The organism is Streptomyces sp. G7(2002) (assembly GCF_028870195.1).
Taxonomy (GTDB): Bacteria; Actinomycetota; Actinomycetes; order Streptomycetales; family Streptomycetaceae; genus Streptomyces; species Streptomyces nigrescens.
Map to the genome: position 1 here is coordinate 1,564,474 of NZ_CP102609.1, position 25,043 is coordinate 1,589,516.

Here is a 25,043-nt window from a genome sequence, read left to right on the forward strand (position 1 = left end):
GGCCCCCTCAGGCTGGAAAGAATGTGGACAGAATCGCGGTCAGGACTTCCCGAACTCCTGGTCGAAGAAGTCGAGTAGTTCATCGGCGGAGGCATCCCGGATATCGCTGTTCGTGTCGCGTTTATCCGTTGCCGAGCCGCCGTCGCGATACCTGCTCAAGGCCCGCTCAAGGCGTTTCGTGATGGTCGTTCGTTCACGGCTTTCCGTTTCCAGCGTCAAAAGAGCGTTTTCCAGCTTGGTGATGGTCGCCAGCGCCGTGGCGACGGCATCGGGTTCGTCATCGACGAGGCCGGCGAGAATGTGGTTCGCCAGTGCCGCGGAGGTCGGGTAGTCGAAGACCAAGGTGGCCGGCAACCGCAGCCCGGTCTCCGCATGCAGGCCGTTGCGCAGCTCCACCGCGGTCAGTGAGTCGAAGCCCAGCTCACTGAAGCTCTGATCCGCGTTGACCATGCCGGCACCGGAGTGCCCCAGCACCATGGCGGTGTGCGTACGCACCAAGTCCAGGACCACACCGGCGCGTTCGGCGGCCGGCACCCCCGCCAGCCGTTCGCGCAGGGACTTCGCCACGGCGGGCCCGGCGCTCACCGTACGGCGCGCGGGAGTGCGGACGATGCCGCGCAGGATCGCGGGCACCTCCCCGGCTGCCGCGACCTTCTTGGCGTCCAGCGCCACGGGAATCACCACCGGGGTTCCGGCGGCGCCCACCACGTCGAACAGTGCCACGCCCTCCTCCGAGGACATCGGCGGCAGCCCCTCCCGGCTCATCCGCCGCAGATCGGTCTCCGTGAGCTTCCTGGTGAGGTCGCTGCGCTCCGACCAGAGCCCCCAGGCCAGTGACAACGCAGGGAGGCCGTGGGCGTGCCGGTGCTCGGCCAGCGCGTCGAGGAAGGTGCTCGCCGCCGCGTAGTTGGCCTGGCCGGGCGCGCCGAGCACCCCGGAGGCCGAGGAGAACAGCACGAACGCCGACAGGTTCAGGTCCTGGGTCAGCTCGTGCAGATTCCAGGCCGCGTCGACCTTGGGCCGCAGCACGGTCTCGGTCCGCTCCGGGGTCAGCGCGCCGATCAGTCCGTCGTCCAGCACCCCGGCGGTGTGCACCACCCCGGTCAGCGGCGCCTCCGCCGGTATCCCGGCGAGCAGTTCACCCAGCGCGTTCCGGTCGGCCGCGTCACAGGCGACCACCTCCACGTGGGCACCCAGCTCGGTCAGCTCGTCCCGGAGCCGCGGGGCCCCGTCGGCGGCCAGGCCCCGGCGGCCGGCCAGAATCAGCCGCTTCGCACCATGCTCGGCGACCAGGTGCCGCGCTACCAGACCGGCCAGCATGCCGGTGCCACCGGTGATCAGCACCGTTCCTTGACCGGCCCATACGGGCTTCCGGTCCGGATCCACCGGCCCGGAACGGGCCAGCCGGGCCGCGGAGGCGACCCCGCCGCGCACCGCCAGTTGCGGTTCCGCCTCGGCAAGCAGGGCGGGCAGGGCCCGCAGCGACGACTCCTCGCCATCGAGGTCGGCGAGCACGATCCGGCCCGGGTTCTCGGACTGGGCCGACCGCACCAGGCCCCAGACGGGAGCCAGCGCGAGATCCGGGCTCTGCTCACCGTTCACGGCGACCGCACCCCGGGTGAGGACCACCAGTTTCGCGTCGGCGAACCGGCTCTCGGCCAGCCAGGTCTGCACCGTGCCCAGCACCTGGTACACGGCCGAGCGCACGGCATCCGGCACAGCGCCGGGACCGGCCGCGGGCACCGGCAGCAGCACATACTCCGGCACCGGGTCCTGCGTGCCGAGCACCGCCAGATCCGCCGCGGTACCCGCCTCGATACCGGCGGCCCGCAGGACACCCGCGAACACGTCGGCCTCGGGCCCGACCACGGCCAGGGACTTCCCGTTGCCTCGGCCGGAGAAGTGGGGCAGTTCCGTCCAGTCGAGCCGGAAGACCGAGTCCTGGCCGCTGCCGGCGACCCGCATCTGGTCGGCCGAGACCTCACGCATGACCAGCGACTCGACGGTCGCCACAGGGGCACCGTCGGCATCGCTCACCACGACCCGCACACCGTTCTCGCCGGCCTTGCTCAGCCTGGCGCGCAGCGCGGTGGCGCCCACCGCATGCAGCTGGACCCCGGTCCAGGCGAACGGCAGCCCCGGCCCCTCGTCGCCGTGGGCCTCGCCAAGACCCACCGTGTGCAGAACCGCGTCGAGGAGTGCCGGGTGCAGACCGAACCGGCCCGCCTCTCCGACGGCTTCCTCGGGCAGGGCGACCTCGGCGAACACCTCGTCACCGCGTCGCCAGGCCGCGCGCAGCCCCTGGAACACCGGGCCGTACTCGTAGCCCGCCTCGGCGAGTTCCCCGTAGAACCCGTCCACCGAAACGACTTCGGCACCGGCAGGCGGCCAGGCCTCCTCGCCGAGCACGCCCGGAGTTCCGCTTCCGACGGCGAGCACACCGGTCGCGTGCCGGGTCCACCGCTGTTCGGCCGCTGCGTTCTCGTCGCGGGAGAACACCGCGAGGTTCCGGCGCCCGTTCTCATCGGACTCACCGACGGTGACCCGCAGCTGCACACCACCGGTCGGCGCGAGGATCAGCGGTGTCTCCAGCGTGAGTTCCTCCAGCAGGTCACAACCCACCTGGTCCCCGGCCCGGATGGCCATCTCGACCAGCCCGGTACCCGGCACCAACACCGTGTCCAGCACGGTGTGATCGGCCAGCCAACGGTGCGTGGCCAGCGACAGCCGCCCGGTGAACAAGAAGCCGTCGGAGTCCGGCAACGCCACCGCGGCACCGAGCAGCGGATGATCCGCCGCGCCCAGCCCCACCGAGGACACGTCCCCGGCACCGGACGAGGTCTCCAGCCAGTAGCGCTGCCGCTGGAAGGCGTAGGTCGGAAGCTGGACCCGCTGCCCGGACGGGAGCAGGGAAATCCATTCCAGCGGGACGCCATACGCCCAGAGCTGGCCGAGCGACTGCGCGAAACGGGACCAGCCGCCCTCGTCGCGGCGGAGAGATCCCGTCACCACGACGGGGCTGCCCGCCTCCTGCGCGGTGTCCTCGATTCCCGGCGTCAGGACGGGGTGCGCACTGCATTCGACGAAAACGCCGTGCCCGTCCGCCAGCAGCGCCTGGATGGCTTCCTCGAACCGCACCGTGTTACGCAGATTCTCGAACCAGTACCCGGCGCCCAGCTCCTCACCGGAGACGACCGAGGCATTCACCGCGGAGTAGAACGGAACCCGACCCTGGCCAGGGCGCACCTCGGCCAGGACCGTCGCAAGCTCCTCGCGCAGCTCCTCGACCTGCGCACCGTGCGAGGCGTAATCCACCGGAACCTGCCGAGCCCGCACCTCCTGCTCAGCACACTCCGCCAGCAGCTCCTGCAAGGCCTCCGGTTCGCCTGAAACCACCGTCGACGACGGGCCGTTGATAGCAGCCACGGACAGCCGCTCGCCCCACTTGGCGATGCGGTCCTGCACCGCCTCACGCGAACCGGCGACGGAGACCATGCCACCACGCCCGGCAAGAACCCTGCCGATGGCCTGACTGCGCAACGCCACCACCCGGGCACCATCATGCAGCGACAAAATCCCCGCCACACAGGCCGCGGCAATCTCCCCCTGCGAATGCCCCACCACAGCAGCAGGCACCACGCCACAGTCCTCCCAGACCGCAGCCAGCGACACCATCACCGCCCACAACACAGGCTGAACCACATCAACCCGCGCCAGCATGTCCTCGTCGGACAGAACCTCATCCAACTTCCAGGACACAAACTCCGACAGCGCCTCACCACACTCAGCCATCCGACCCGCGAACACCGGGGAATTGGCGAGCAGTTCATCCGCCATGCCCAGCCACTGCGAACCCTGGCCAGGGAACACCAGCACCGCACCGGAAGCCGCCGTAGCCGCCACACTGCCGCGCACCACACCCGGCCCCTCCAGGCCGCCGGCGAGACCACGCAAACCACTCAGCAACTGATCCTTCTCAGCGCCGACCACCACAGCCCGGTGCTCCAGCTCCGCCCGCGTGCTCAGCAGAGAGAACCCGACATCAGCCAGACCCAGCTCCGGACGCCCCTCCACGAAGGACACCAACCGCTCCGCCTGAGCCGCCAACGCCTCCTCCGAACGCGCCGACAGCACCCACGGCACCACACCGGCCCGCGCCGCCGCCGCAACCGCCTCAGCCGGTTCGCCCTGAACCGGCTCCACAGCCACCGGGTCGGAGGCAGGCGCCTGCTCCAGCACCACATGCGCGTTCGTCCCGCTGATCCCGAAGGACGAGACACCCGCCCGCCAGGGTTCGCCGGTCTTCGGCCACTGCCGGAGATCGGTCAGCAGCTCGACGCTGCCGGCGGACCAGTCCACGTGCGGGGTGGGCGCATCGACATGCAGGGTCTTCGGCAACAGCCCGTGCCGCATGGCCAGCACCATCTTCATCACGCCGGCCATACCGGCGGCGGCCTGGGTGTGCCCGATGTTGGACTTGATCGAGCCCAGCCACAGGGGCCGGTCGGCCGTCCGGTCCCGGCCGTAGGTCGCTATCAACGCCTGGGCCTCGATGGGGTCACCCAGCCGCGTACCGGTGCCGTGGGCCTCGACCGCGTCGACCTGATCGGCGGTCACCCCCGCGTTGGCCAGGGCCTGTTCGATGACGCGCTGCTGCGAGGGGCCGTTGGGGGCGGTCAGACCGTTGGACGCGCCGTCCTGGTTCACGGCCGAACCCCGGACGACCGCAAGGACCGTGTGGCCGTTGCGCCGGGCGTCCGAAAGGCGCTCGACCAGGACCATGCCGACGCCCTCGCCCCAGCCGGTGCCGTCCGCCGCGGCGGCGAAGGCCTTGCAGCGGCCGTCCGCGGACAGGCCGCGCTGCCGGGAGAAGTCGACGAAGGTGTCCGGGGTGGACATCACGGAGACACCGCCGGCCAGGGCCAGGGTGCACTCCCCGGTGCGCAGCGCCTGGATGGCCCAGTGCAGGGCGACCAGGGAGGAGGAGCAGGCCGTGTCCACGGTCACCGCGGGGCCTTCGAGGCCGAAGGTGTAGGAGACCCGGCCGGACAGGACGCTGCCCGCGCTGCCGGTCCCGACATAGCCTTCGAGGTCCTCGGGGATCTGGCCGCTCGGCGGGGCGTAGTCGTGGTAGCTCACTCCGGCGAACACACCGGTTTTGCTGCCGCGCAAGGTGGTCGGGTCGATGCCCGCGTTCTCGAAGGCCTCCCAGACGGTCTCCAGCAGGATCCGCTGCTGGGGATCGGTGGCCAGCGCTTCACGGGGGTTGATCTCGAAGAAGCTCGCGTCGAAGTCGGCGACGTCGTGGAGGAATCCGCCTTCGCGGGTGTAGGTCTTTCCGCTGCGGCCGGGGTCCGGATCGTAGATGCCTTCGACGTCCCAGCCGCGGTTCTCCGGGAAGTCGCCGATGGCGTCGCCGCCGGAGACCAGCAGGTTCCACAGGTCGTCGGGGGAGGTCACCTGGCCGGGGAACCGGCAGGCCATCCCGACGATGACGATGGGATCGTCGTCGTCGGCCGCCGGCGCGGTGGACCGCACGGCGACGGGTGCGGCCGCTTCGCCGAGCAGCTGCTCCCGCAGGTGCCGGACCAGGGCGACGGGGGTGGGGTAGTCGAAGACCAGGGTCGCGGACAGGCTCAGGCCGGTCACCGTGTCCAGGCGGTTGCGCAGTTCCACCGCGGTCAGTGAATCGAAGCCGAGGTCCCGGAACGCGCGGGAGGTCTCCACCGCGCCGCCGCCGGCGTAGCCGAGGACCAGGGCGATCTGTGCGGTGACCACGTCGAGCAGAGCCCGGTCCTGGTCGGCCTGTGGCAGTCCGGCCAGCTTCTCCCGCAGGGAGTCGCCGGTTCCGGCACCGGCCGTCGCCGCGGTGCGCCGGCGGAACGGCACCAGGCCGTGCAGCATCGGCGGGAAGTCACCGGTGACGGCCAGGACGTTGATGTCCAGGCGCACCGGTACGACCAGGGGCGCGCCGGAGCGGACGGCGCCGTCGAACATGCGCATGCCCTCGTCCGGGGCCTGCGCCACGATGCCCTTGCGGGCCATGCGCCGCAGGTCGTTCTCGCCGAGTCCGCCGGCCATACCGCCGCCGTCCTGCGCCCACAGGCCCCAGGCCAGCGAGACACACGGCAGACCGAGGCCGTGGCGGTGTTCGGCCAGCGCGTCGAGGAAGGCGTTGGCCGCCACGTAGTTCGCCTGTCCGGGTGCGTCGAAGACGCTGCACGCGGCGGAGAACAGGATGAACGCGGACAGGTCGAGGTCGCGGGTCAGCTCGTGCAGGTTCCAGGCCGCGTCCACCTTGGGCCGCAGCACCTTGTCCATGCGCTCCGGGTTCAGCGAGGCGAGGACGCCGTCGTCCAGCACGCCCGCGGTGTGGACAACCCCGGTCAGCGGGGTGTCCGCCGGGACGGTGGCCAGCAGGGCGGCCAGCGCTTCCCGGTCCGCGGCGTCGCATGCGGCGATGGTCACCTGTGCGCCGAGTGCGGTCAGCTCGTCGCGGAGTTCCGCTGCGCCTTCGGCGGCCATACCGCGGCGGCTGGTCAGCAGCAGGTGCCGGACGCCGAGGTCGGCCACGAGGTGGCGGGCGGTGATCGCGCCGAGGCTGCCGGTGCCGCCGGTGACCAGTACGGTGCCGTCCGCGGTCCACACCGGGTCGGGTTCCCGTTCGGGCGCGGGCAGTTGGGCGAGGCGGGGCGCCGAGAGGCGACCGCCGCGGATCGCCAGCTCCGGTTCCCCTGCGCCGGCCGCCGCGGGCAGCGCGTCCAGGGACCGGGTGTCGTCGTCAATGTCGACCAGGACGAGCCGGTCGGGGTGCTCCGACTGTGTGGAGTGCACCAGGCCCCAGACCGGTGCCGTCACCAGGTCGACCGGTTCCTCCGCGACCGAGACCGCGCCACGGGTGAGCACCATCAGCCGGGTGCCGGCGAACCGCTCTTCGGCCAGCCACCACTGCAGTCGGGCCAGGAGCTGATGAGAGGTTTCCCGTACGGCGTCGGGCACGGTGCCGGGTGTGGCCCCGGTTACCGGCAGCACCACGGTGTCCGGTACCGGGGCGTCGGTGTCCTCCGGGTCGAGCACGGAGGCGCCCAGCGCGGCGGCGAGGGCGGGGTCGTCACCGAGGACCGCCCAGGTGCCGCCGGTCCGTTCGGCGGCCGGGACCGGTGTCCAGTCCAGCCGGTACAGCGAGTCCGGGGTGTGCGAGCCGGTGGTGAGCTCGTCGGCCGTCACGGCGCGGCGGGCGACCCGGTCCACGGAGGCGACCACGGCGTTGTCCGCGTCGGCCGCCAGTACGGAGAAGCCGTCCGCACCGGCCGGGGAAATCTTGACGCGCAAGGTCGTGGCGCCCACGGCGTGCAGCCGGAAGCCGGACCACGAGGAGGGCAGCCGTGGGCCGTCGGTGCCGGACTCGGCCCGGCTCAGGGTCTGGACGACGGCTTCCAGCAGGGCGGGGTGCAGCCCGTAGCCGTCCGCCTGGGCGGCCGGTTCGTCGGGGAGGGCGACCTCGGCGTAGAGGTCCTCGCCGCGTCGCCAGGCCGCGCGTACGCCTTGGAAGACCGGCCCGTAGCCGAAGCCGGTCGCCGCCAGCTCGTCGTAGAGCCCGTCCACGGTGAGGGGTTCGGCGGCGGCCGGGGGCCAGGAGATCTCCGGGAAGGCCGGTACGTGCGCGGGGCCGGCGGCAAGCACACCGGTGGCGTGCCGGGTCCAGGGCCGGGTGTCGTCGGCGTCCTCGGCCTGGGAGAACACGGACAGTTCCCGTCGGCCGTTTTCGTCCGGCGCGTCCACGGTGATCTGGATCCGCACCCCGCCCCGTGCGGGCAGGACCAGCGGATCGAGCGGCGTCAGTTCCTCGATGAGCTCGCAGCCGGCCTGGTCACCGGCTTGGACGGCCAGCTCGACGAGGGCGGAGCCCGGCACCACCACGGTGCCCAGGACGACATGGTCGGCAAGCCAGGGGTGGGTGGCCAGGGACAGCCGGCCGGTCAGCAGGAATCCGTCGGAGCCGGGCAGCGGCAGCACCGCGCCGAGCAGCGGATGGTTTCCCGCACCGAGTCCGGCGGAGGTCACGTCCGCGCCTCCGGCGGCGCCCTCCAGCCAGTAGCGCTGCCGCTGGAAGGCGTAGGTCGGCAGGTCCACCCGCCGGCCCCCGGGCAGCAGGGCGGCCCGGTCCAGGCGGACGCCCCGGGTCCACAGTCCGGTCAGCGCCTTCAGCAGTGCCTCGGGGTCGGCGAACGGTGACCGCAGGCTGGGCTGGAAGGTGACGGTGTCGTCATCGGGCAGGCAGTCGCGTCCCATGGCGGAGAGCACTCCGCCGGGGCCGAGTTCGAGGAAGGTGGTGACGCCGTCGGCGTGGGCGGCCTGGATGCCGTCGTGGAAGCGGACGGCTTCCCGGACGTGGCGTACCCAGTACTCCGGGTCGCGGAGTTCGGCGGGCTCGGCGAGCCGGCCGGTCACATTCGACACGACGGGCAACCGGGCGTCGGAGTAGGTGAGTTGGGACACGACCGTGCGGAACTCGGCCAGCATCGGCTCCATGAGCGGCGAGTGGAAGGCATGGCTCACCCGCAGCCCCTTCACCTTCCGGCCACGGGACTCCAGCGCCGCGACCACCTGTTCCACGGGCTCGGCGGCACCGGAGAGCACCACCGATGCCGGTCCGTTCACCGCCGCGATCCCGACCTGCTCCCGGCCCTCCAGCAGCGCGCGCACCTCGTCCTCGGACGCCGCCACCGACACCATCACGCCGCCACCGGGCAGGGCCTGCATCAGCCGCCCACGGGCCGCGACCAGCTGCGCCGCGTCCGCGAGCGACCAGACACCGGCGAGATGGGCCGCCGTGACCTCGCCGATGGAGTGGCCCAGCAGGACGTCCGGAACCACGCCGTAGGACTCGACGAGCCGGAAGAGCGCGACCTCCAGCGCGAACAACGCCGCCTGCGCATACTGCGTCTGGTGGAGGAGCTCCTGCTCGCCACCGCCGGACGCGGCCCAGACCACCTCGGTCAGCGGCCGCGGCAGCAGACCGTCGAACTCCGCGCACACCTCGTCCCAGGCCCGTGCGAACACCGGGTAGGCCTCGTAGAGTTCGCGGCCCATGCCCGGCCGCTGCGCCCCCTGGCCGGTGAAGAGCATCGCGAGCCGGCCCTCGCTCACGGCACGCGGCTGCTCGGTGTCCTCGGCCAGTGCCCGTATACCGGCGAGCAGTTCTTCGCGGTCGGTACCGGTCACCGCCGCGCGGTAGTCCAGCCCCGCCCGCGTGGTCACCAGCGAGAAGCCGATGTCGACCGGGTCCAGTTCCGGCCGGGACGCCACGTGGGACGCCAGGCGCCCGGCCTGTGCGGCCAGTGCCTCCCGCGACCGTGCGGACAGCATCCACGGCACGATCCCGGGCGCGGACGGGGCGGCGGCAGGTGCGTCGTCCGGGGCCGGCGGCTGGGCGTCGTCCGGACCCGGAACCGGCGCCTGCTCCAGTACGACGTGCGCGTTGGTGCCGCTGATCCCGAAGGAGGACACGCCCGCCCGGCGGGGGCGGCCGGAGTCCGGCCACTCGCGTGCCCGGGTGAGCAGCTCCACCGCGCCGGCCGACCAGTCCACCTGCGGCGAGGGCTCATCCACGTGCAGGGTCTTCGGCAGCGTCCCGTGCCGCATGGCCAGGACCATCTTCATCACACCGGCCACGCCCGCGGCGGCCTGGGTGTGCCCGATGTTCGACTTGATCGAGCCCAGCCAGAGCGGCTGGCCCTGCTGCCGGTCCTGCCCGTACGTGGCCAGCAGCGCCTGCGCCTCGATCGGGTCACCCAGCCGCGTGCCGGTGCCGTGCGCCTCCACCGCGTCCACGTCACCCGTGGACAGCCGGGCGTTGGCCAGCGCCTGCCGGATCACCCGCTGCTGCGCCGGACCGTTCGGCGCGGTCAGACCGCTGCTCGCACCGTCCTGGTTGACCGCGGAGCCCCGCACCACGGCGAGGATCGGATGCCCGTTGCGCTGGGCGTCCGACAGCCGCTCCACCAGCAGCACTCCGGCGCCCTCGCCCCAGCCGGTGCCGTCCGCGGCCGCCGCGAAGGACTTGCAGCGGCCGTCGGCCGCGAGACCGCGCTGCCGCGAGAAGTCGATGAAGGTCTCGGGGGTGAACATGACGGTCACACCACCGGCCAGCGCCATGCTGCATTCGCCGGCCCGCAGGGCCTGAATCGCCCAGTGCAGCGCCACCAGGGAGGAGGAACAGGCGGTGTCCACCGTCACGGCCTGTCCTTCCAGGCCGAAGAGGTACGCCACGCGGCCCGAGACCACGCTGGAGTCGGCCCCGTTGCCCTGGAACGCCGCGACGTCCTCGGCGACGCCGGAGACGCCCGCACCGTAGTCGTGGTACATCACGCCGGTGAACACGCCGGTCTTGCTGCCCCGCAGCGAGGCCGGGTCGATCCCGGCACGTTCGATGGCCTCCCAGGACACCTCCAGCAGCAGCCGCTGCTGTGGGTCCATCGCCACCGCCTCATGCGGGGAGATGCCGAAGAACCCCGGGTCGAACTCCGCCGCCTGGTGGAGGAATCCGCCCTCCCGGGTGTACGAGGTGCCGGTGTGCTCGGGGTCCGGGTGGTACAGCGAGTCCAGGTCCCAGCCACGGTCGTCGGGGAACTCCGAAACACCGTCGGTCCCGGCGGACACCGCTTCCCACAGTTCCTCCGGCGAGGACACCCCACCGGGATAGCGGCACGCCATTCCTACGATGGCGATCGGCTCCGACTCTTTCCGCTCGGTTTCGGTCAGCCGGGCACGGGTATCCCGAAGCTCGGCCGTTGTCCGCTTGAGGTACTCGAGCAGCTTTCCCTCGTTGTTCGCCACCGTATTCCACTCCACTGAATCGGTCGGAGGACCTTTACGTCGATGACACCGAAAGACACCGAACGCCACGACACCTGTACGGCGGCGCACTCGGCAGCGGCATCCCCTGCCGCGCCGGCCGCCGTATCAATCGCCCTGATGAGAGCGCGCAATTAGTCCGCGCAGTCGGCTTCCCAAGAATTCCAAGCCCGACAGATCCCCCTTCGACTCACTGCGGGCCACGCTACGGAATCGCCGACAGGTACTCCAACCCCTAGCCTCCCCTAAGGGATATCGCGCAACCCTGGGATACGGGTGGGGCGGTGAGGGGTGATCAGGGGGTACTGCGGGCGCTCCCGGTGACGGTCGCGGTGAATTACCCGGTGCACGGGTGTGAAGCAGGACAGTTCCGCGCGGGGATACGGGGATACGGGTCGTGGGGAAGGCCGGGTGGCGAAATCACCGGCCGCGGCCTCGCGTGCCGCAGGCCCGCCGACAGCCCCACGGCCGCCCCGTCCGTCCGTGGCGGCCCGGTCGTTCCCCCTGCACACGGCAGCCATTCATACCTGGGCAGCCCGCCGGCACCCGGGCCCGCGAAACGATCGGGGCGCGCGAAATCCCACTTCTCTTGCGGCTGCCAGGTTAGAGCGGCGATCCCGCGCCGGCTACCCCTATCCGGTACCGGCGAACCCCCTAATTTGCGCCATGCGGCGCCCGGCCCGATTGCTCCGCACATCGGTGACAGGCGAGGAGCGAACCGGATACCCTGAACCCCTCTACGGCCGTCATCCGGAACGGTGTTGACGACCACAGCACAAGACATGGGGAGGAATCCTATGCCCAGGGGGGCCGCCCGTGTCCGTGTCCTCGCGTTAGCACTGGTACTGCTGACCGCGGGATGCACGGACAAGGGGAATTCCAATAAGTCGTCCGAGCTCAAGAGCAAGGCTTCCGCCTGTGTGAAGGCACTCCGGATCGTCGATCTGGTGCCGGATCCGAAGAAGGCCGAAGACTACGAGAAAAAGGGCAAGGAATTACGCGACCTGGCGAAGGACGTGCGTGACCGTGAGGTCTCGAAGGCCATGCGCCAGGTGGCCCATCAATATGGCATGGCACGCGTCGAGGCCGCACGCGACTTCGGCCGGGTGGCGGTGTGGGTCAAGGCGACCGTCACCAACATCAAAACATTGAAAAAGGTGTGTGCCTGACCATGGGTCGGACTGAAGCGCAGGGGTGGGACTCCCCCACCGCGCCGGCCGTCGGGCGAGCCTCCGGTGCGGAGCCGCGGACCGCCGTTCTGTTCCCCGGCATGGGCCGGTTCGATTTCGCGAGCGCCGGCCGGTTCCTGGTGCTCGACCGGTATGCACGCGACCGGCTCGCGACCGCCGACGAGGTGCTCGGCTTCTCCGTACTGGAGCGCTTCCACGACGCCGGCGCCGACTACTCCGAGTACGCCCAGCTGGCCTTTCTGATCGCCTCGCTCGCCGCCGCTGACCGGGCCGAGGACCGCTTCGGTATGCGGCCGGACGTCTGCGCCGGGGCCAGCTTCGGCCAGAAGGCGGCGGCCGCGTACGCCGGTTCGCTCGATTTCTCCGATGTCGTACGGATGACGGCGGAGCTGGCGCGCTGCGAGAAGGAGTACTTCTCCACCGAGCACTCGGACGTGGTGACGCACTCCGTTTACCGCGTCCCGGACGAAGAGTTCCATGCCCTGCTGGACGACATGCGGGCCCGGGGTGAGTGGTTCGACATTTCCGGGGTGCTGGAGCGCGGGTTCTACATGGTGTCCCTGCGCGAATCCCGGCTGGAGGATTTCATCCGGGCCGTGCGGGACCTCGGCGGATACTCCATGTACACCATGCGCCCGCCGGTGCATGCCGGCGCGTTCGGTGCCCTGCGCCGCAAGGCGGAGGCGGAGGTCATCGCCAAGTACCGGATCAGGGCGCCCCGGCTCCCCGTGATCTCGGACGCCGACGGAACGGTGGTGGACTCCGCCGAGGCGATGCGGACGATGCTGCTGGACACCTTCGACCGGGCGATCCGCTGGCCGGACATGGTGACCTCGATGACCGGACTCGGCGTGGAATCCCTCTATGTCACCGGCGCCGATGACATGTTCCACCGGCTGAACTGCACGGTCCGCAATTTCGACGTCATCACGGTCAACCCGAAGAACGCCCTCCGTCCGGGACCACCGAAACTCCGGGCCCGGGCCGCCTGAACGCGGGCGGCGAACCGGTGCGAGGACGGCAGACGGAGGCGGGCCGCCGGCCACTCCCAGGCAATCGGGCCGGCTGCGTGGCAGGAGAGGAATCCGGCGCCAAGGACGCCGTCGGCAACACCTTTACCATCGCCGACGGCTACCGTCCCGGCACCGGACTCGTCATGCCTCCTCGCTCGCCTTCACCGCCTCAGGGTCAGCTCGGCTGGTCTCCGGTGTAGCGGTAGATCGCCCCGTCGGAGTTCACATGCCAGACGGTGCCGTCGGCAGCCACACCGATGTCCACCGCCTTACCCGGGATACCGACCCACGGGTTGGAGTCGTGCCCTGTGTACCGATACATCTGACCCAGCGAGTTCACCCCCCACACATGCGTCCTCGACCCCACCGAGATACGCGTCAGACCACCGGACACACCCACCCAGTCCGTAGAACCCTGATCCCCGGTGTAGCGGTAAATCGCCCCGTCGGAGTTCACATGCCAGACGGTGCCGTCAGCGGCCACGCCGATGTCCACCGCCTTACCCGGGATACCGACCCACGGGTTGGAGTCATGCCCGGTGTACCGATACATCTGACCCAGCGAGTTCACCCCCCACACATGCGTCCTCGACCCCACCGAGATACGCGTCAGACCACCGGACACACCCACCCAGTCCGTAGAACCCTGATCCCCGGTGTAGCGATAGATCCCCCCGCCAGAGTTCACATGCCAGACGGTGCCGTCGGCAGCCACACCGATGTCCACCGCCTTACCCGGGATACCGACCCACGGGTTGGAGTCATGCCCCGTGTACCGATACATCTGACCCAGCGAATTCACCCCCCACACATGCGTCCTCGACCCCACCGAGATCGTCGTGAGACCGCCAGAGACCTGCTTCCAGTCCGCCATGTCCGTGTCCCCTCTGCCGCGAACGTTGCAAGGAGAAATCTGGCGCCCGGAAGGTCCACCCAAACGACCAGATATGCGGATTGACTGCTGAGATCATCCAAAAATCGCTGTTTGTTTGCCTTCACCCCCAGTGCGTCCGGGAAGCGGCCCTCCCGCCACGCCATCAGGAGGCCGGAAACCCCGTAACCCACAAGGCTCAGAACGACGGCCGGGGGAGGCAACAAGCCTGTCAGGCACCGGACTTCGGTGTGCTGCGGCCCGGTGGCTCGCGGCTACTCGGCTTCCACGTCGAGACCGGCTTCTCAGTCCAGGTTCGCGCTGTTCAAGTAGGCGAGGACCGCGAGCACCCGGCGGTTGGTGTCATTGGAGTTGGTGAGGTTCAGCTTGGTGAAGACGCTGGCGATGTGCTTGCTCACCGCGCCTTCGCTGATGTAGAGGCGGTGCGAGACCGCGGCATTGGAACAGCCCTCGGCCATCAGCTCCAGGACCTCCCGCTCCCGGGCGGTCAGGGTGCCCAGCGGCTCCTGATGGGCATTGCTCTCCACCAGCTTGGAGATGACCTCCGGGTCCATCGCGGTACCGCCCTCGGCGACCCGGCGCAGCGCGTCCACGAACTGCGTGGCGTTGAACACCCGGTCCTTCAGCAGATATCCGATGGCACCGGAACCGTCGGCCAGCAGCTCGCGCGCATAGAGCTGCTCGACGTGCTGGGAGAGCACCAGGACGGGCAGGCCGGGGATCCGCCGGCGGGCCTCGTGCGCCGCCTGCAGCCCCTCATCGGTGAACGTGGGCGGTAGCCGGACATCCACGATCGCGACATCGGGCCGGTGTTCCTCCACCGCCGTGAGCAGCTCCGGGCCGGTCTCGACTGCGGAGACGACCTCGAAGCCGTGCGCGGTGAGCAGATGGGTCAGACCTTCGCGCAGCAGGTAGAGGTCCTCTACGAGGACAACACGCACGGAATCTCCAGAGTGACTGTGGTGGGACCGCCAAGTGGACTGTGCACGGCGAGACTTCCGTCGAATGTAGCGAGCCGCCGCTGGACGCCGCGCAGCCCGCTGCCCTTCGCCGGATCGGCGCCACCGGCCCCGTTGTCGGTGATCGCGATCCGCAGATGCTGCGCCGTGTGGCGCACGTCGATGCGCACACGGTCCGCGTCGGCGTGTTTGGAAACATTGGTGAGCAGTTCGGACACCGCGAAATAGGCGGCGGACTCGACCGGGCGCTCGGGGCGGCCGGGCAGGTCGATCCGCAGACCGACCGAGAGCGGCGAGTCCAGGGCCAGTCCGCGGATGGCGTCCGCGATACCGCGTTCGGCGAGCACCGGTGGGTTGATGCCACGGATCAGATGGCGTAACTCGATGAGGGCTTTCGCGGAGGCTTCCCTGGCGGTCCCGACCATCATCTTGGCGGACGCCGGGTCCCGTTCGATGAGCGCCTCGATGGCGCCGAGTTTCATCCCCATGGCCACCCACTGCGCCTGCGCTCCGTCGTGCAGGTCCCGTTCGATCCGGCGCAGCTCGGAGGAGAGGGTCTCCCGGGCCTCCGTCCGGGTCTCGGTGAGCTGGTCCACCCGGCGGCCGAGCAGGGCCGACTTGGTCGGCCCGAGGAGGAGCCAGCTCCACAGGCCGTGCAGCCGCAGCAGCGGGATGGCGAGCAGGCTCCCGATAAGGGTGCCGATCACGCCGATCAGCGGGGCGGTGGCGATCGGGTAGTCGCCGATGACCGGGATGACATGGATGATCAGGGGCCAGCTCTCGAACGTGTGGAAGTCGACGAAGGGCTGAAGCAGCGATGCCCAGGCCCACGACCAGATCAGGCCGAAGAAGCAGTACCCGGTGACCACTACGGGAAGCGCGGCGAGCAGCACCCCGACGACGGGGTCGAGCAGGAGCCACAGCAGGTCCCGCCAGGTGGCCAGATCCCGTGCGTTCTGCCGGTACCGCAGGGACCGCAGCGCCATCTCCGGGGTGCGGTGGAGCGTGCGGCCGATCTGGTAGGTGCCGTCGGGCCGGGGCGGTGGCAGGGCCGGTTCGGGCAGATAGGGCCGGTCGATCCGGATGCCGGTCCACTCCTGGATCTGATGCCGGCGCCAGGAGGTGAGCTGCCGGCCGGCGACCAGCACGGTCGGCCAGGCCCACAGCAGGATCGGCACCATGGCCAGCAGATGCATGAGTGCGGCGGCCAGTTCGGCGACCGCGAGTCCGGCGGTGAGGGCCAGCCGCCAGGTGGCGAGCCCACCGCGGCCGATCCAGATCAGCGCACGGCGTATCCCCGAGTCGGTTGCGGCCGCGAGCAGTTGGCAGGTCCAGCGGCCGTGCAGATGGAGCAGGACCGGCCCGAAGCCGAAGCCGGCCAGTGCCGTCGCCACGGCGATCGGGACGGTGATCCCGGGAAGTCCCGGCCAGGACCAGGGGAACGTGGTTCCCACCACGACCAGCGTGAGCGGCAGCAGCGCCGTGACGCTGCCGACGAAGGGGTTGATCAGCATCCACAGGATGTCCCGGGAGGTGGCCGGGTCCTTGACCAGCCAGTCCCAACGCCGTTCGTAGGAGAGCTTCTTCGGGGTCAGGTAGAGCCGGTTCTTGTAGCGGTACCAGCCGTCGTGTTCGGGTTCGGGGGGCGGCGGCGGGGGCTGGTACGGCACCGGGATGTCCACCCCGCACCACCGGCTCGCGAGGGTGCGGTACACATTGAGCGGATCGCGGTACCACTGGGCGAGCGCCTGGATGCCGAAGAGCGTGCCGAGGCCGACGGCGGCCAGCATCGGGCCGGCGGTGAGTCCCAGCCCGAACAGCGCAAGGCCGCGCAGGGGCGCCCACAGGTGCCGTCCGAACATCGAATCTCCCCGTACTTTCCGATGCCCCCGGCGGGAGCGATCGCCGGATGCCACGATACCGACCGGGGGTAGGGGGTTCTCGGTTTTCTTTGGCCGACACCCATGGCCTCAATAGGGAGGCGCTGGCCGGGAATCGATCCTCAATTCCCGGTGCCTGAGGGGAGTGTGCGGTGCGGCGCATATCAGTGACGCGTCCCGTAGCGGATCGGCACCTTCCACACGGCCGCCCCGCTCACCGCCGCTCTCCGCCAGCGGCCCCCGCACATGGCTGGAAAAAGAGCATTGCCCCCTACAAGGATGGCCGGTGAAGCCGTCACCGGCACCACGCCCGCGGACTCTTCCCCCTCCTGGGTAAGGAATGAGATATCCGTCAACCGGGGTAGAGCTAGCTCCACCCGTCGTGTGGCCGTAGCTTGATTCACGGAATGTGCCGCCACGGCATATTTTCTGCATACGACGATTCACGATGGACAAAGGTCCATACCGACTCCCCTCCCTCATCGCCAGGAGGTAATTCGATGCGGTCGTCGCGCGGCGCATCCGTCACACCGCCCCGGGTCTACGGCGTCGGCGTCTGCGCCGGTCGCCTCGTCGTACATGACCCCTTGACCGGTATGACCCACTACCGGAACCAGCTGATCACGGTGGGACGCACCATGCTGCGGGCGAGCGAGGTCGCGACGCACCCCGTGGCCGACCCGATCGCACTGGGCGGTTCGGGGGCCCTCGGGGTCCGTTGGTCCCCGGTGGTCCAGCGCGATCCGTCGCCCACGTGTGTGCCCGCGGATTCCGTTCACCGCCGCGCGGCGCGCGCGCTGGCCTGCGCCGGGCTGCTGACCGTGGACCTGCACGAGGTGGAGCCGCTGCCCACTCCCGATCTCACCGACATCGCCGGCCATCTCACCGACGATGGCTGCACGGTCAGCCTCACCACCGAACACTGTCCGGCCGAGCGCCACGCGGAAGCGCTCGCCGACTGCGTCGACGCACTGCGCATCTGCGTGGACAGCGCGGTCACCGGACGGCATCACTTAGGACCCGACGAGCGGGAGCGGCGTCTGAGATCCCTTGTCTCCGGTACGCGTGCCACGGTCGCCGCCGGGCTGCCCACCCAGCTGTACACCCGCGTCATCCCGCCCCCGCCGGGGAACGAGGCGACCCGGTGGCTGGTCGAGCTGGCCGACGCCGTCGGCGCGCACGGGGTGACCTTCGCCCGGCCCCACGGGGACGGCACGCTGACGATGCCGAGCCTGACTGCCTGGGGCGCCGACACACCGCCCTGCGGAACGCTCAAGCCGCTGGACGTTCCGCTGGACACGGTGTGTCTGCGCTCGGACGGCTGAGGAATCCGTCCACCGCGACCGCAAAGGCTTGGGACACCAACTCCGGTGCTACCACCGGCAATTGGCATTCACGGGCCCTGCGCTCAGGCGATATCCGCGATGTCCGCCGGAAGTCCGACCGGCAGATCCGCCCGGCGCTTGATGTTCAGCTTCCGGTACACCCTGGTCAGATGCTGTTCCACGGTGCTCACGGTGATGTGCAGCTTCCGGCCGATCTCCCGGTTCGTCCGCCCCAGCGCGGCGAGCGCGGCGACCCGGCGTTCGGCCTCGCTCAGCACGGCCATGCCCTCGGCGTCCTCCCATTGGCTCGGGGTGGCCTCACTGTTCAGCGGCTCCCTGGTCGCGACGAGTTGGTCGTACAGCTGCTCGGCATGGCAGCTCTTGGCCAGTTGCAGCGCCCGGCGCCGGATCAGCTGGGCCCGGTCCAGTTTGCCGAGGATCTGCCAGACCTGACCGAGTTCGACGAACGCCCGCGCCAGTTCGTACCGGTCCCCGCCGGCCTGCAGCAGATCGACCACCTCGCCGAGCAGGGGCAGCCGTTGCTTGAGATCGCTGACCGAGGCGAGAATTCCGAGCGAGACACCCCGCATCCGGGTGGAGTCCGGCCCGATCATGCGTAGTTGGTCCTTGATGAGTTCCCTGGCCCGGTCGGTCTGGCCGACCCGGACGAGGGCCTGGGCCAGGTCCCCGCGCCAGGGCAGGGTCATCGGATGGTCGAGCTTCCACTTGACCACGAGATCGCCCACGGCCTCGAAATCCTCCAGCGCGGCGTGCGGGCGGTCCGTCGCGAGATGGAAATGCCCACGAGCTGTGCGGTACTGCAGCCCGTATCGGGTGTCCATCATGGCCTGCGGGATCATCTGGTTGAGGAGTTCCGCGGCCTTGTCGAAGTGGCCCCGCATCGTCGCGGCGTGCACCGCGTGGGACAGCGGCGAACCGATCGCCACGCCCCAGCTCCGCGCGGAGAGGGCGGTCAGGGCGCTGCAGGCGTCCCGTTCGGCATCGGCGAGATCACCGAGCCGGAGGCTGACCGCGGCCCTGGTGTCCAGCAGCACGCCACGCCAGGCGGCGGCGTGCTGCCCCTCGGCCTTCTGGAGCAGTTCGTTGCACCAGTACATCGCCCGCTCGAACCGCTCGGCGGCCAGGAGTTCATGCAGTGCGGAGATCACGGATGCCAGCGGCGTTTCCCTGACCCGGGCCCGCTGCAGCACCTGCTCGGCCCCCTCGACCGCCGACGAGTTTCCCGTGCCACGAGGAAGAACGGCTGTCTGCGGTCTGCGCGCCGGGCCCGGGGAACCCGGGGGTTCGGACATCGCGGCGTGCCGTTCGACCTGGGCGAAGATCTGCGGATGCCAGCGGGAGAGCCACTGGCGGGTCAGTTTCCGTTCGGCCTGGTCCCGGGAGCCGTCGCCCTCGGGCGGGGCGCCCAGGCTTTCCAGCGCGCGCACCGCTTCCTTGGGCCGGCCGTGCCATGCCAGCGAACGGACCAGCCGCATCACCTCACGGCCGCTGAGCAGCTCCTTCTCCAGCGCCGTCTGCAAGGGTCCGTGGTGTCTGGTCGCGGCCGCCGGGCTGCTCGTCCACTGCACCCAGGCGAGCCGGGCGGTGAGCATGGCGCGCTTGTGCTCGTCGCCGCAGGAGCGACTGGCGAACTCCAGGTACTGCACCGCCTCCGCCACCTTTCCGAGCGCCAGTGCCTGCTCCGCGTGCGGCAGGGCCTGATCGGCGGCGGCATGCAACACCCGGGCGGCCCAGGGCTCGTCGGCCTCACCGGCGGCCAGGAGGTAGCCCACCACGTCCGAGGGCGCCACTCCGTCGTGGTGCAGCAGCTCGGCCGCGCGGCGGTTCAGTGCGGAACGCTCCTCGGGCGTCAGCTCGTCCAGTACCGCTGCCCGGGTGCCCTCGTAACGGAACTGGGCGTCGATGGTCAGTCCCGCCAGCTCCAGGGCCTCCAACGCGCCGCCCACCACCGACGGCCGGACGTCCAGGAATCTGGCCAGCAGCGCGGGGGCGGCGAACTCGCCGAGCACCGCGATCGCCCGTGCGGTCCGCAGCAGTTGGGGGCCGCCGCGGTGCAGGCACGCCATCACGGCCCTGGTGAAGGCCTGCCCGGTGACCGGTCCGTCCGCCGCTCCGGCGGACGCTTCCGGGCCCGGCGCCAGACTGTCGTCGATCAGCGCGCGCGTCAGTAGGGGGTTGCCGCCGGTCAGTGCGTAACTGCCGGGTGCCTGCCGGAGGGCGGCCGAGGAGTCCAGCCGCTGGGCGAGAAGCTGCCCGACCCCTTCCGGGGACAACGGGTACAGCGTGAACTGCCGGGAGTACGGCTGTCTCAGCGCCTCGGCGACCAGCTCGGACGGTGGTTCGGTCCCCTGACTGAGCAGCAGCATCACCCGCGCCGTCCCGATCCGGTGCTGGAGGTAGGTCAGCACTTGCAGTGAGGCGCTGTCGGCGAACTGATGATCGTCCACGGTGATCACCAGCGGCCCCTTCCTGCTCAGTTCGAGCAGGCCGACGCACAGGTCGTGCGCATCCCTGGTCCCGGACCGCGCAGCGGACGACAGCTCACCTCCCACCTGCGGCGCGTCCAGGCCGGTCAGGTGCGAAAGCATCGCGGAGGCTTCCGGCGGGGTGGTCGCCCCGCTGAAGAACTGCTCGATCACACCGAAGCGGAGCGATTGCTCGCTGGGCGCGCCCGAGGCCCGCAACAGCGTGGCACCGGAGGCCACCGCATGTTCCTCGAACGCTCTGAGCAGGGCAGTTTTACCGCTGGCGATTCCCCCTCGTATCACGGCTACCTTGCCGCGCCCCTTGGCACTGTCACTCAATGCTGTGCGCAGCTCCGCAACAACCGCGTCACGTTCCACTAACCCCATGCAGCTCTTCCTCCCCGAAAGAAGAACCTCAGGCACACCTCTTCTACCCGAGGTAATGCACATTCCCCACAATATTTACTTGAACGACTGCAGCGCCGGACGACGTGAATACCATGACCGTCACCGGAAAGCGTATCGTCGCCAACATTTCCCCGCCGCACATACAGTCCGGCCGCCGAGTGCAATTCGGCGAACACCAATCAACCGCAGTTATAAAATTTGACTCAGGAGTCAATATTGCATTTCAGAAGCAACAAAAGGCAAGACAATAACATCGCGTATGGAGATACAGTTCCACACCGCCTCAGGTTGCCGCAGAGCCAGAAATTCAGGCTCAAAGCGCCTGGGGAAAACAGATATCCGCGAGAAAGTCCGGCCCCCGAGCGGCCGAGAACGCACACTTGAAGCCCGGACAAGGGAAGATCAAGAGACGTTAAAGGCCACGTTTTCATGCCGCAAAGGCACTACCACCAATAATATGAACGATCACACCCCTAGGGTTCAAGCAGAGCAGGTGTGACGGCAGTCACACCAAGGCCTCTAAGTGTACGCCAACCACCGACGTTACATTCTCGCGAATTATGGATTCCGGACCCGGCCCGACCGGCGCGGAATTAAAGGTTCCGGGAGCGGGTGCACCATCACGGAATTCATGATTCCGCAGTTTTCGTTGGCGCTACCTGCACAAATACGAGCCGACCACACCATCCGGAGCGCCCCGTTCGCCCACCGGAACAACCGCTTCCACCGATCGCCGACCACACATCGCCGCCAGATGTTCACATGACGCACCGACCGCGCTTCTCACCCTTCGGCGTCTTCCGCAAGGCCTCCTGAGTAAGGGTCACGTAAAAGTGTGCCGGAGCAACCAATAGGGGATCGCACACCGCCACGGGAGCCCATGGGCCGAAACTCCCGCAACGTCCCGGCGATGAGCCGCAGGACGATGACACCGGTGACCGGCGGGCACTTCTCGCCGCCGGTCGCACCGTGACCACCACATCGATCCGCGCAATCAGCGGCGAGGGGTGGGAAGTTGGCATGTCCGGCCTTGACTCGGGCTTGACTCGTGTGCACGTATCGCTACCCAGAGTGAGTGCGTGAGCTGACTTTCGAGTAACCCATCGCGAACCGCGTCGCTGTGCGGAGAAGGCGCGCCGCGCCACGGCCTCCGTTGCCGTCACCTCTCCGCGGGAGGCCGCCGCCGGCCACCTCTCCCGGAAATACCAAGTCATGGCTCCGCGCGACCTGTCACGGGCGCCGGGCAGGAAGGCGAACCCGACGGAATTCCGGCAGGCGGAATAGCTCCGGGAAAGCAAGATCGAGCGTGACGGCCTCAGCGAGGGCACCGTCGGATGTCGCGGTCACGGTGGTCAGTCCGTGGCGAACACAGCCGTGCGAACACCACCGTGCGAACCCCGCCGCGTGGACCCCCATCCCCTCCGCGCCGACGGCCTTGGCCGGGTGGCGCCGGCACCCGCCACACGGCTCGGCACAACGCCCCTGGTGGACCTGGCCCGTGACGGAATTCCGGCCGGGGACGGCACGAGGCCGGAGCGGCAAGAGAAGGGACCTTAGGGGTGCGGATAAGGGTTCCCTCCCCGCGCCGCCGCTTCCAGACTCGCCGTAGGTGAGGCACGTGCCCTGCCCTGTCGGCTGGGCGGCTCCCGCTCGATTTCCGTAGTGATGCCGCATGTGAGGTCTGCCCACGAGGAAGGAAGCGTGCGACCAGTGAACGCAAAGATCTTTGCCCCTGACTCGGTGCGGACCCTGTCCGAATTCGAGCACGACGCACTCCGTATCGCGCAGGTGCTCGGTGAGCGGGGCGTCGGCCCCGGGGACCGGGTCATGCTCAAGGCGGGCAACTCGGCCGCCTGGGTGGCGACGCTCCTCGGGCTGATGCACATCGGCGCGTCGATCGTGCTGATCGACCAGCAGGAGCATGCGGAGCAGACCCGGAAGATCATCCTGCGCACCGGTACGAAACTCGTCCTCAGCGACGAGGACTCACCGCTCGACAGCAGCCAGGAAGCCGTGCACCTCTACGAGTTGCTGGTGTCCGCCGCCGGCCGGCAGATCGCGGACGAGCCGCTGACCGTCGACGCCTGGTGCGAGCTCCCCGACGGCCTGATCATGTGGACGTCCGGTTCGACCGGCACGCCCAAGGGTGTGGTCAAGTCGGGTCGCAAGTTCCTCAAGAACCTCGAACGGAACGCGGCGCAGGTCGGGCACCGGGAGGACGATGTCCTGCTGCCGCTGCTGCCGTTCGCCCACCAATACGGCCTCTCCATGGTGCTGATCGCCTGGCTGAAGCGGTGTTCGCTGGTGATCGCCCCGTACAAGAGGCTGGACCGCGCGCTGCTGATGGCGGAGGAGTCGGGGGCCACGGTCATCGACGCCCCGCCGTCCAGCTACCGCAGCATGCTCAACCTCGTCTCGCGGAAGCCGAGTCTGCGTCCCGGGCTGGAGCGGGCGCGGATGTTCTGCGTCGGCGCGGCGCCGCTGGACGATCCGCTGGTCGGCCAGTACGCGGCGGAATTCGGCCGGCCGCTGCTGGACAGCTACGGCAGCACGGAGCTGGGCAATATCGCGTTCGCGACACCGGACAACCCGGTGGCGTGCGGGCAGGCGATGGACGGTATCCAGGTGCGCGTCGTCGACGATGCGGGCCGGGCGGTCCCCGCGGGCGAGCCCGGCGAGGTGGAGGTGAACACCCCCGACGCGCTGGAGGGCTATCTCGCCGAGGACGGCACCCTGCAGCCCTCGCCACAGGGCTGGCAGCGCACCGGCGACCTCGGCCGCCTCGACGCGGACGGCAATCTCTTCGTCCTCGGCCGCAAGTACGCGGTGCACCGCATGGGTTACACCCTCTATCCCGAGCTGATCGAACGCAGCGTGGCGGCCCAGGGCTGCTCGGCCAGGATCGTCGCCCTGCCCGACGAGCGGCGTGGCGCTCAGCTCGTCTTCTTCGTCGAGGACGACCAGGGCCAGGAGGACGCGTACTGGCGCGAGCGGCTCTGTGGCATGCTGGCGGCCTACGAGCACCCCGACCGAGTCGTCGTGCTCGATCACTTCCCGCTCAACCGCAACGGCAAGCCGGACAAACGGCAGTTGGAGCACCTCGCCCGGGCCCACGGCCGGTGAGCTCACCGCCGGCGGCTTCGGCACTGCCGGCGGGTGTCATCCCCGGAGGACGTACGCAGTGAAGATCGCCTGCCTTCAGACCGCCTGTGGCGCGACGGATGTCGAGCAGACCCTCGACAGGCTGCGGGACGCCGCGGGGAAGGCGGCCGCCGAGGGCGCCGAGCTGCTGATCGCTCCGGAGATGACGGTCGGCGGCTACCCCCTGCAGTACGCGGCCCTCGCGCAGTCGGCCGGCCCCGCGGAAGGCCCGCAGTGCGCCGCGGTCTCCGAGATCGCACGGGAGGCCGGGATCGCGGTGGCGCACGGCTGGCCCGAGCGGGACGGTACGCACCTCTACAACGCGGTGCGGCTCGTCGGCCGCGACGGGCGGCCGCTGGCCGTCTACCGGAAGGCGCATCTCTACGGCCGGGCCGAGCAGGAGCTGTTCACCCCCGGCGGGAGCGGCGTGGTGCAGGCGTCCCTGGGCGGCCTGACCGTGGGCATGCTGATCTGTTACGACGTCGAGTTCCCCGAGGCCGTGCGGGCCCACGCGCTCGCGGGCACGGATCTGCTGCTGGTGCCGACGGGCTTGATGAGCCCATGGGACTTCGTCGCCCAAACGATCGTGCCCGCCCGCGCCTTCGAGAGTCAGCTCTACATCGCCTACGCCAACTGGAGCGGCGAACACGGTGGCCTGCGCTTCTGCGGCCGGACCACGATCGCCGCCCCGGACGGCACGGTGGAGTGCCTCGGCCCCGCCGCATCCGGCAACGACCAGCTCCTCTTCGGCGAGGCCGACCCCGCCACGCTGGCCTCGGCGCGCCGGACCACGCCCTACCTCAGGGACCGCCGCCCGGAGCTGTACGGGAGCTGACCCCGGCGGTCCCGCCAAAGGCCTGCCAAAGGCCCGACACAAACCAGGTGATCCTCA

General features: G+C 69.8%; 10 protein-coding genes and 1 pseudogene. 6 read left to right on the forward strand and 5 right to left on the reverse strand.

All coding sequences use genetic code 11. The annotated features are described in order from the left end of the window. Positions 1 to 39 precede the first annotated feature (39 nt). Positions 40 to 10,839 carry a type I polyketide synthase gene (locus NUT86_RS05980; RefSeq protein ID WP_274733933.1) on the reverse strand — a complete coding sequence of 3,600 codons (10,800 nt, stop codon included), beginning with the start codon at positions 10,837 to 10,839 and terminating at the stop codon, positions 40 to 42. A gap of 815 nt (positions 10,840 to 11,654) precedes the next feature. Here NUT86_RS05980 and NUT86_RS05985 point away from each other — a divergent pair. The 3 genes and pseudogenes from NUT86_RS05985 to NUT86_RS05995 all read left to right on the forward strand — a co-directional run. Continuing rightward, positions 11,655 to 12,026 (forward strand): hypothetical protein, encoded by a 372-nt coding sequence (locus tag NUT86_RS05985; protein WP_274733935.1) that lies wholly within the window; start codon positions 11,655 to 11,657, stop codon positions 12,024 to 12,026. Between the two features lie 2 nt (positions 12,027 to 12,028). Beyond that, positions 12,029 to 13,039 (forward strand): ACP S-malonyltransferase, encoded by a 1,011-nt coding sequence (locus NUT86_RS05990; protein ID WP_274733938.1) that lies wholly within the window; start codon positions 12,029 to 12,031, stop codon positions 13,037 to 13,039. A 47-nt stretch (positions 13,040 to 13,086) separates the two neighbouring features. Further along, a pseudogene (locus NUT86_RS05995) lies at positions 13,087 to 13,215 on the forward strand (IS5/IS1182 family transposase); the annotation flags it as partial. A gap of 20 nt (positions 13,216 to 13,235) precedes the next feature. On the opposite strand, the gene NUT86_RS06000 reads toward NUT86_RS05995, so the two are convergent. The 3 genes from NUT86_RS06000 to NUT86_RS06010 all read right to left on the reverse strand — a co-directional run bounded on the left by NUT86_RS06000 (position 13,236) and on the right by NUT86_RS06010 (position 16,773). After that, on the reverse strand, positions 13,236 to 13,934 hold the full coding sequence (locus NUT86_RS06000) for a tectonin domain-containing protein (RefSeq protein ID WP_159490777.1): 699 nt from the start codon (positions 13,932 to 13,934) through the stop codon (positions 13,236 to 13,238). A gap of 302 nt (positions 13,935 to 14,236) precedes the next feature. Then, positions 14,237 to 14,893 (reverse strand): response regulator transcription factor, encoded by a 657-nt coding sequence (locus NUT86_RS06005; protein ID WP_018093232.1) that lies wholly within the window; start codon positions 14,891 to 14,893, stop codon positions 14,237 to 14,239. Next, the gene (locus tag NUT86_RS06010; protein WP_274733943.1) at positions 14,875 to 16,773 is read right to left on the reverse strand and encodes a sensor histidine kinase; all 1,899 of its coding nucleotides are present in this window, start codon (positions 16,771 to 16,773) and stop codon (positions 14,875 to 14,877) included. The genes NUT86_RS06005 and NUT86_RS06010 overlap by 19 nt, the downstream gene beginning before the upstream one ends. A 518-nt stretch (positions 16,774 to 17,291) precedes the next feature. On the opposite strand from NUT86_RS06010, the gene NUT86_RS06015 reads away from it, so the two are divergent. Beyond that, on the forward strand, positions 17,292 to 18,116 hold the full coding sequence (locus NUT86_RS06015; RefSeq protein WP_093641122.1) for a hypothetical protein: 825 nt from the start codon (positions 17,292 to 17,294) through the stop codon (positions 18,114 to 18,116). Between the two features lie 83 nt (positions 18,117 to 18,199). Here NUT86_RS06015 and NUT86_RS06020 read toward each other — a convergent pair whose 3' ends face one another. Continuing rightward, entirely contained in the window at positions 18,200 to 21,052 is a 2,853-nt protein-coding gene (locus NUT86_RS06020; RefSeq protein ID WP_342456227.1) for an AAA family ATPase, read from the reverse strand. 1,668 nt (positions 21,053 to 22,720) lie between these two features. Here NUT86_RS06020 and NUT86_RS06025 point away from each other — a divergent pair. Further along, positions 22,721 to 24,133, forward strand: a complete 1,413-nt coding sequence (locus NUT86_RS06025; RefSeq protein WP_018093236.1) for a class I adenylate-forming enzyme family protein — start codon at positions 22,721 to 22,723, stop codon at positions 24,131 to 24,133. 58 nt (positions 24,134 to 24,191) lie between these two features. Next, positions 24,192 to 24,986 (forward strand): carbon-nitrogen hydrolase family protein, encoded by a 795-nt coding sequence (locus NUT86_RS06030; RefSeq protein ID WP_159490767.1) that lies wholly within the window; start codon positions 24,192 to 24,194, stop codon positions 24,984 to 24,986. The last annotated feature ends 57 nt before the right edge of the window (positions 24,987 to 25,043 follow it).

Excerpts from the sequence above, each read along its gene's own strand:
- NUT86_RS05985 (WP_274733935.1), top strand. The coding sequence starts at position 11,655 with ATGCCCAGGGGGGCCGCCCGTGTCCGTGTCCTCGCGTTAGCACTGGTA.
- NUT86_RS05990 (WP_274733938.1), top strand. The coding sequence starts at position 12,029 with ATGGGTCGGACTGAAGCGCAGGGGTGGGACTCCCCCACCGCGCCGGCC.
- NUT86_RS06000 (WP_159490777.1), bottom strand. The coding sequence starts at position 13,934 with ATGGCGGACTGGAAGCAGGTCTCTGGCGGTCTCACGACGATCTCGGTG.
- NUT86_RS06010 (WP_274733943.1), bottom strand. The coding sequence starts at position 16,773 with ATGTTCGGACGGCACCTGTGGGCGCCCCTGCGCGGCCTTGCGCTGTTC.
- NUT86_RS06015 (WP_093641122.1), top strand. The coding sequence starts at position 17,292 with ATGCGGTCGTCGCGCGGCGCATCCGTCACACCGCCCCGGGTCTACGGC.
- NUT86_RS06020 (WP_342456227.1), bottom strand. The coding sequence starts at position 21,052 with ATGTGCATTACCTCGGGTAGAAGAGGTGTGCCTGAGGTTCTTCTTTCG.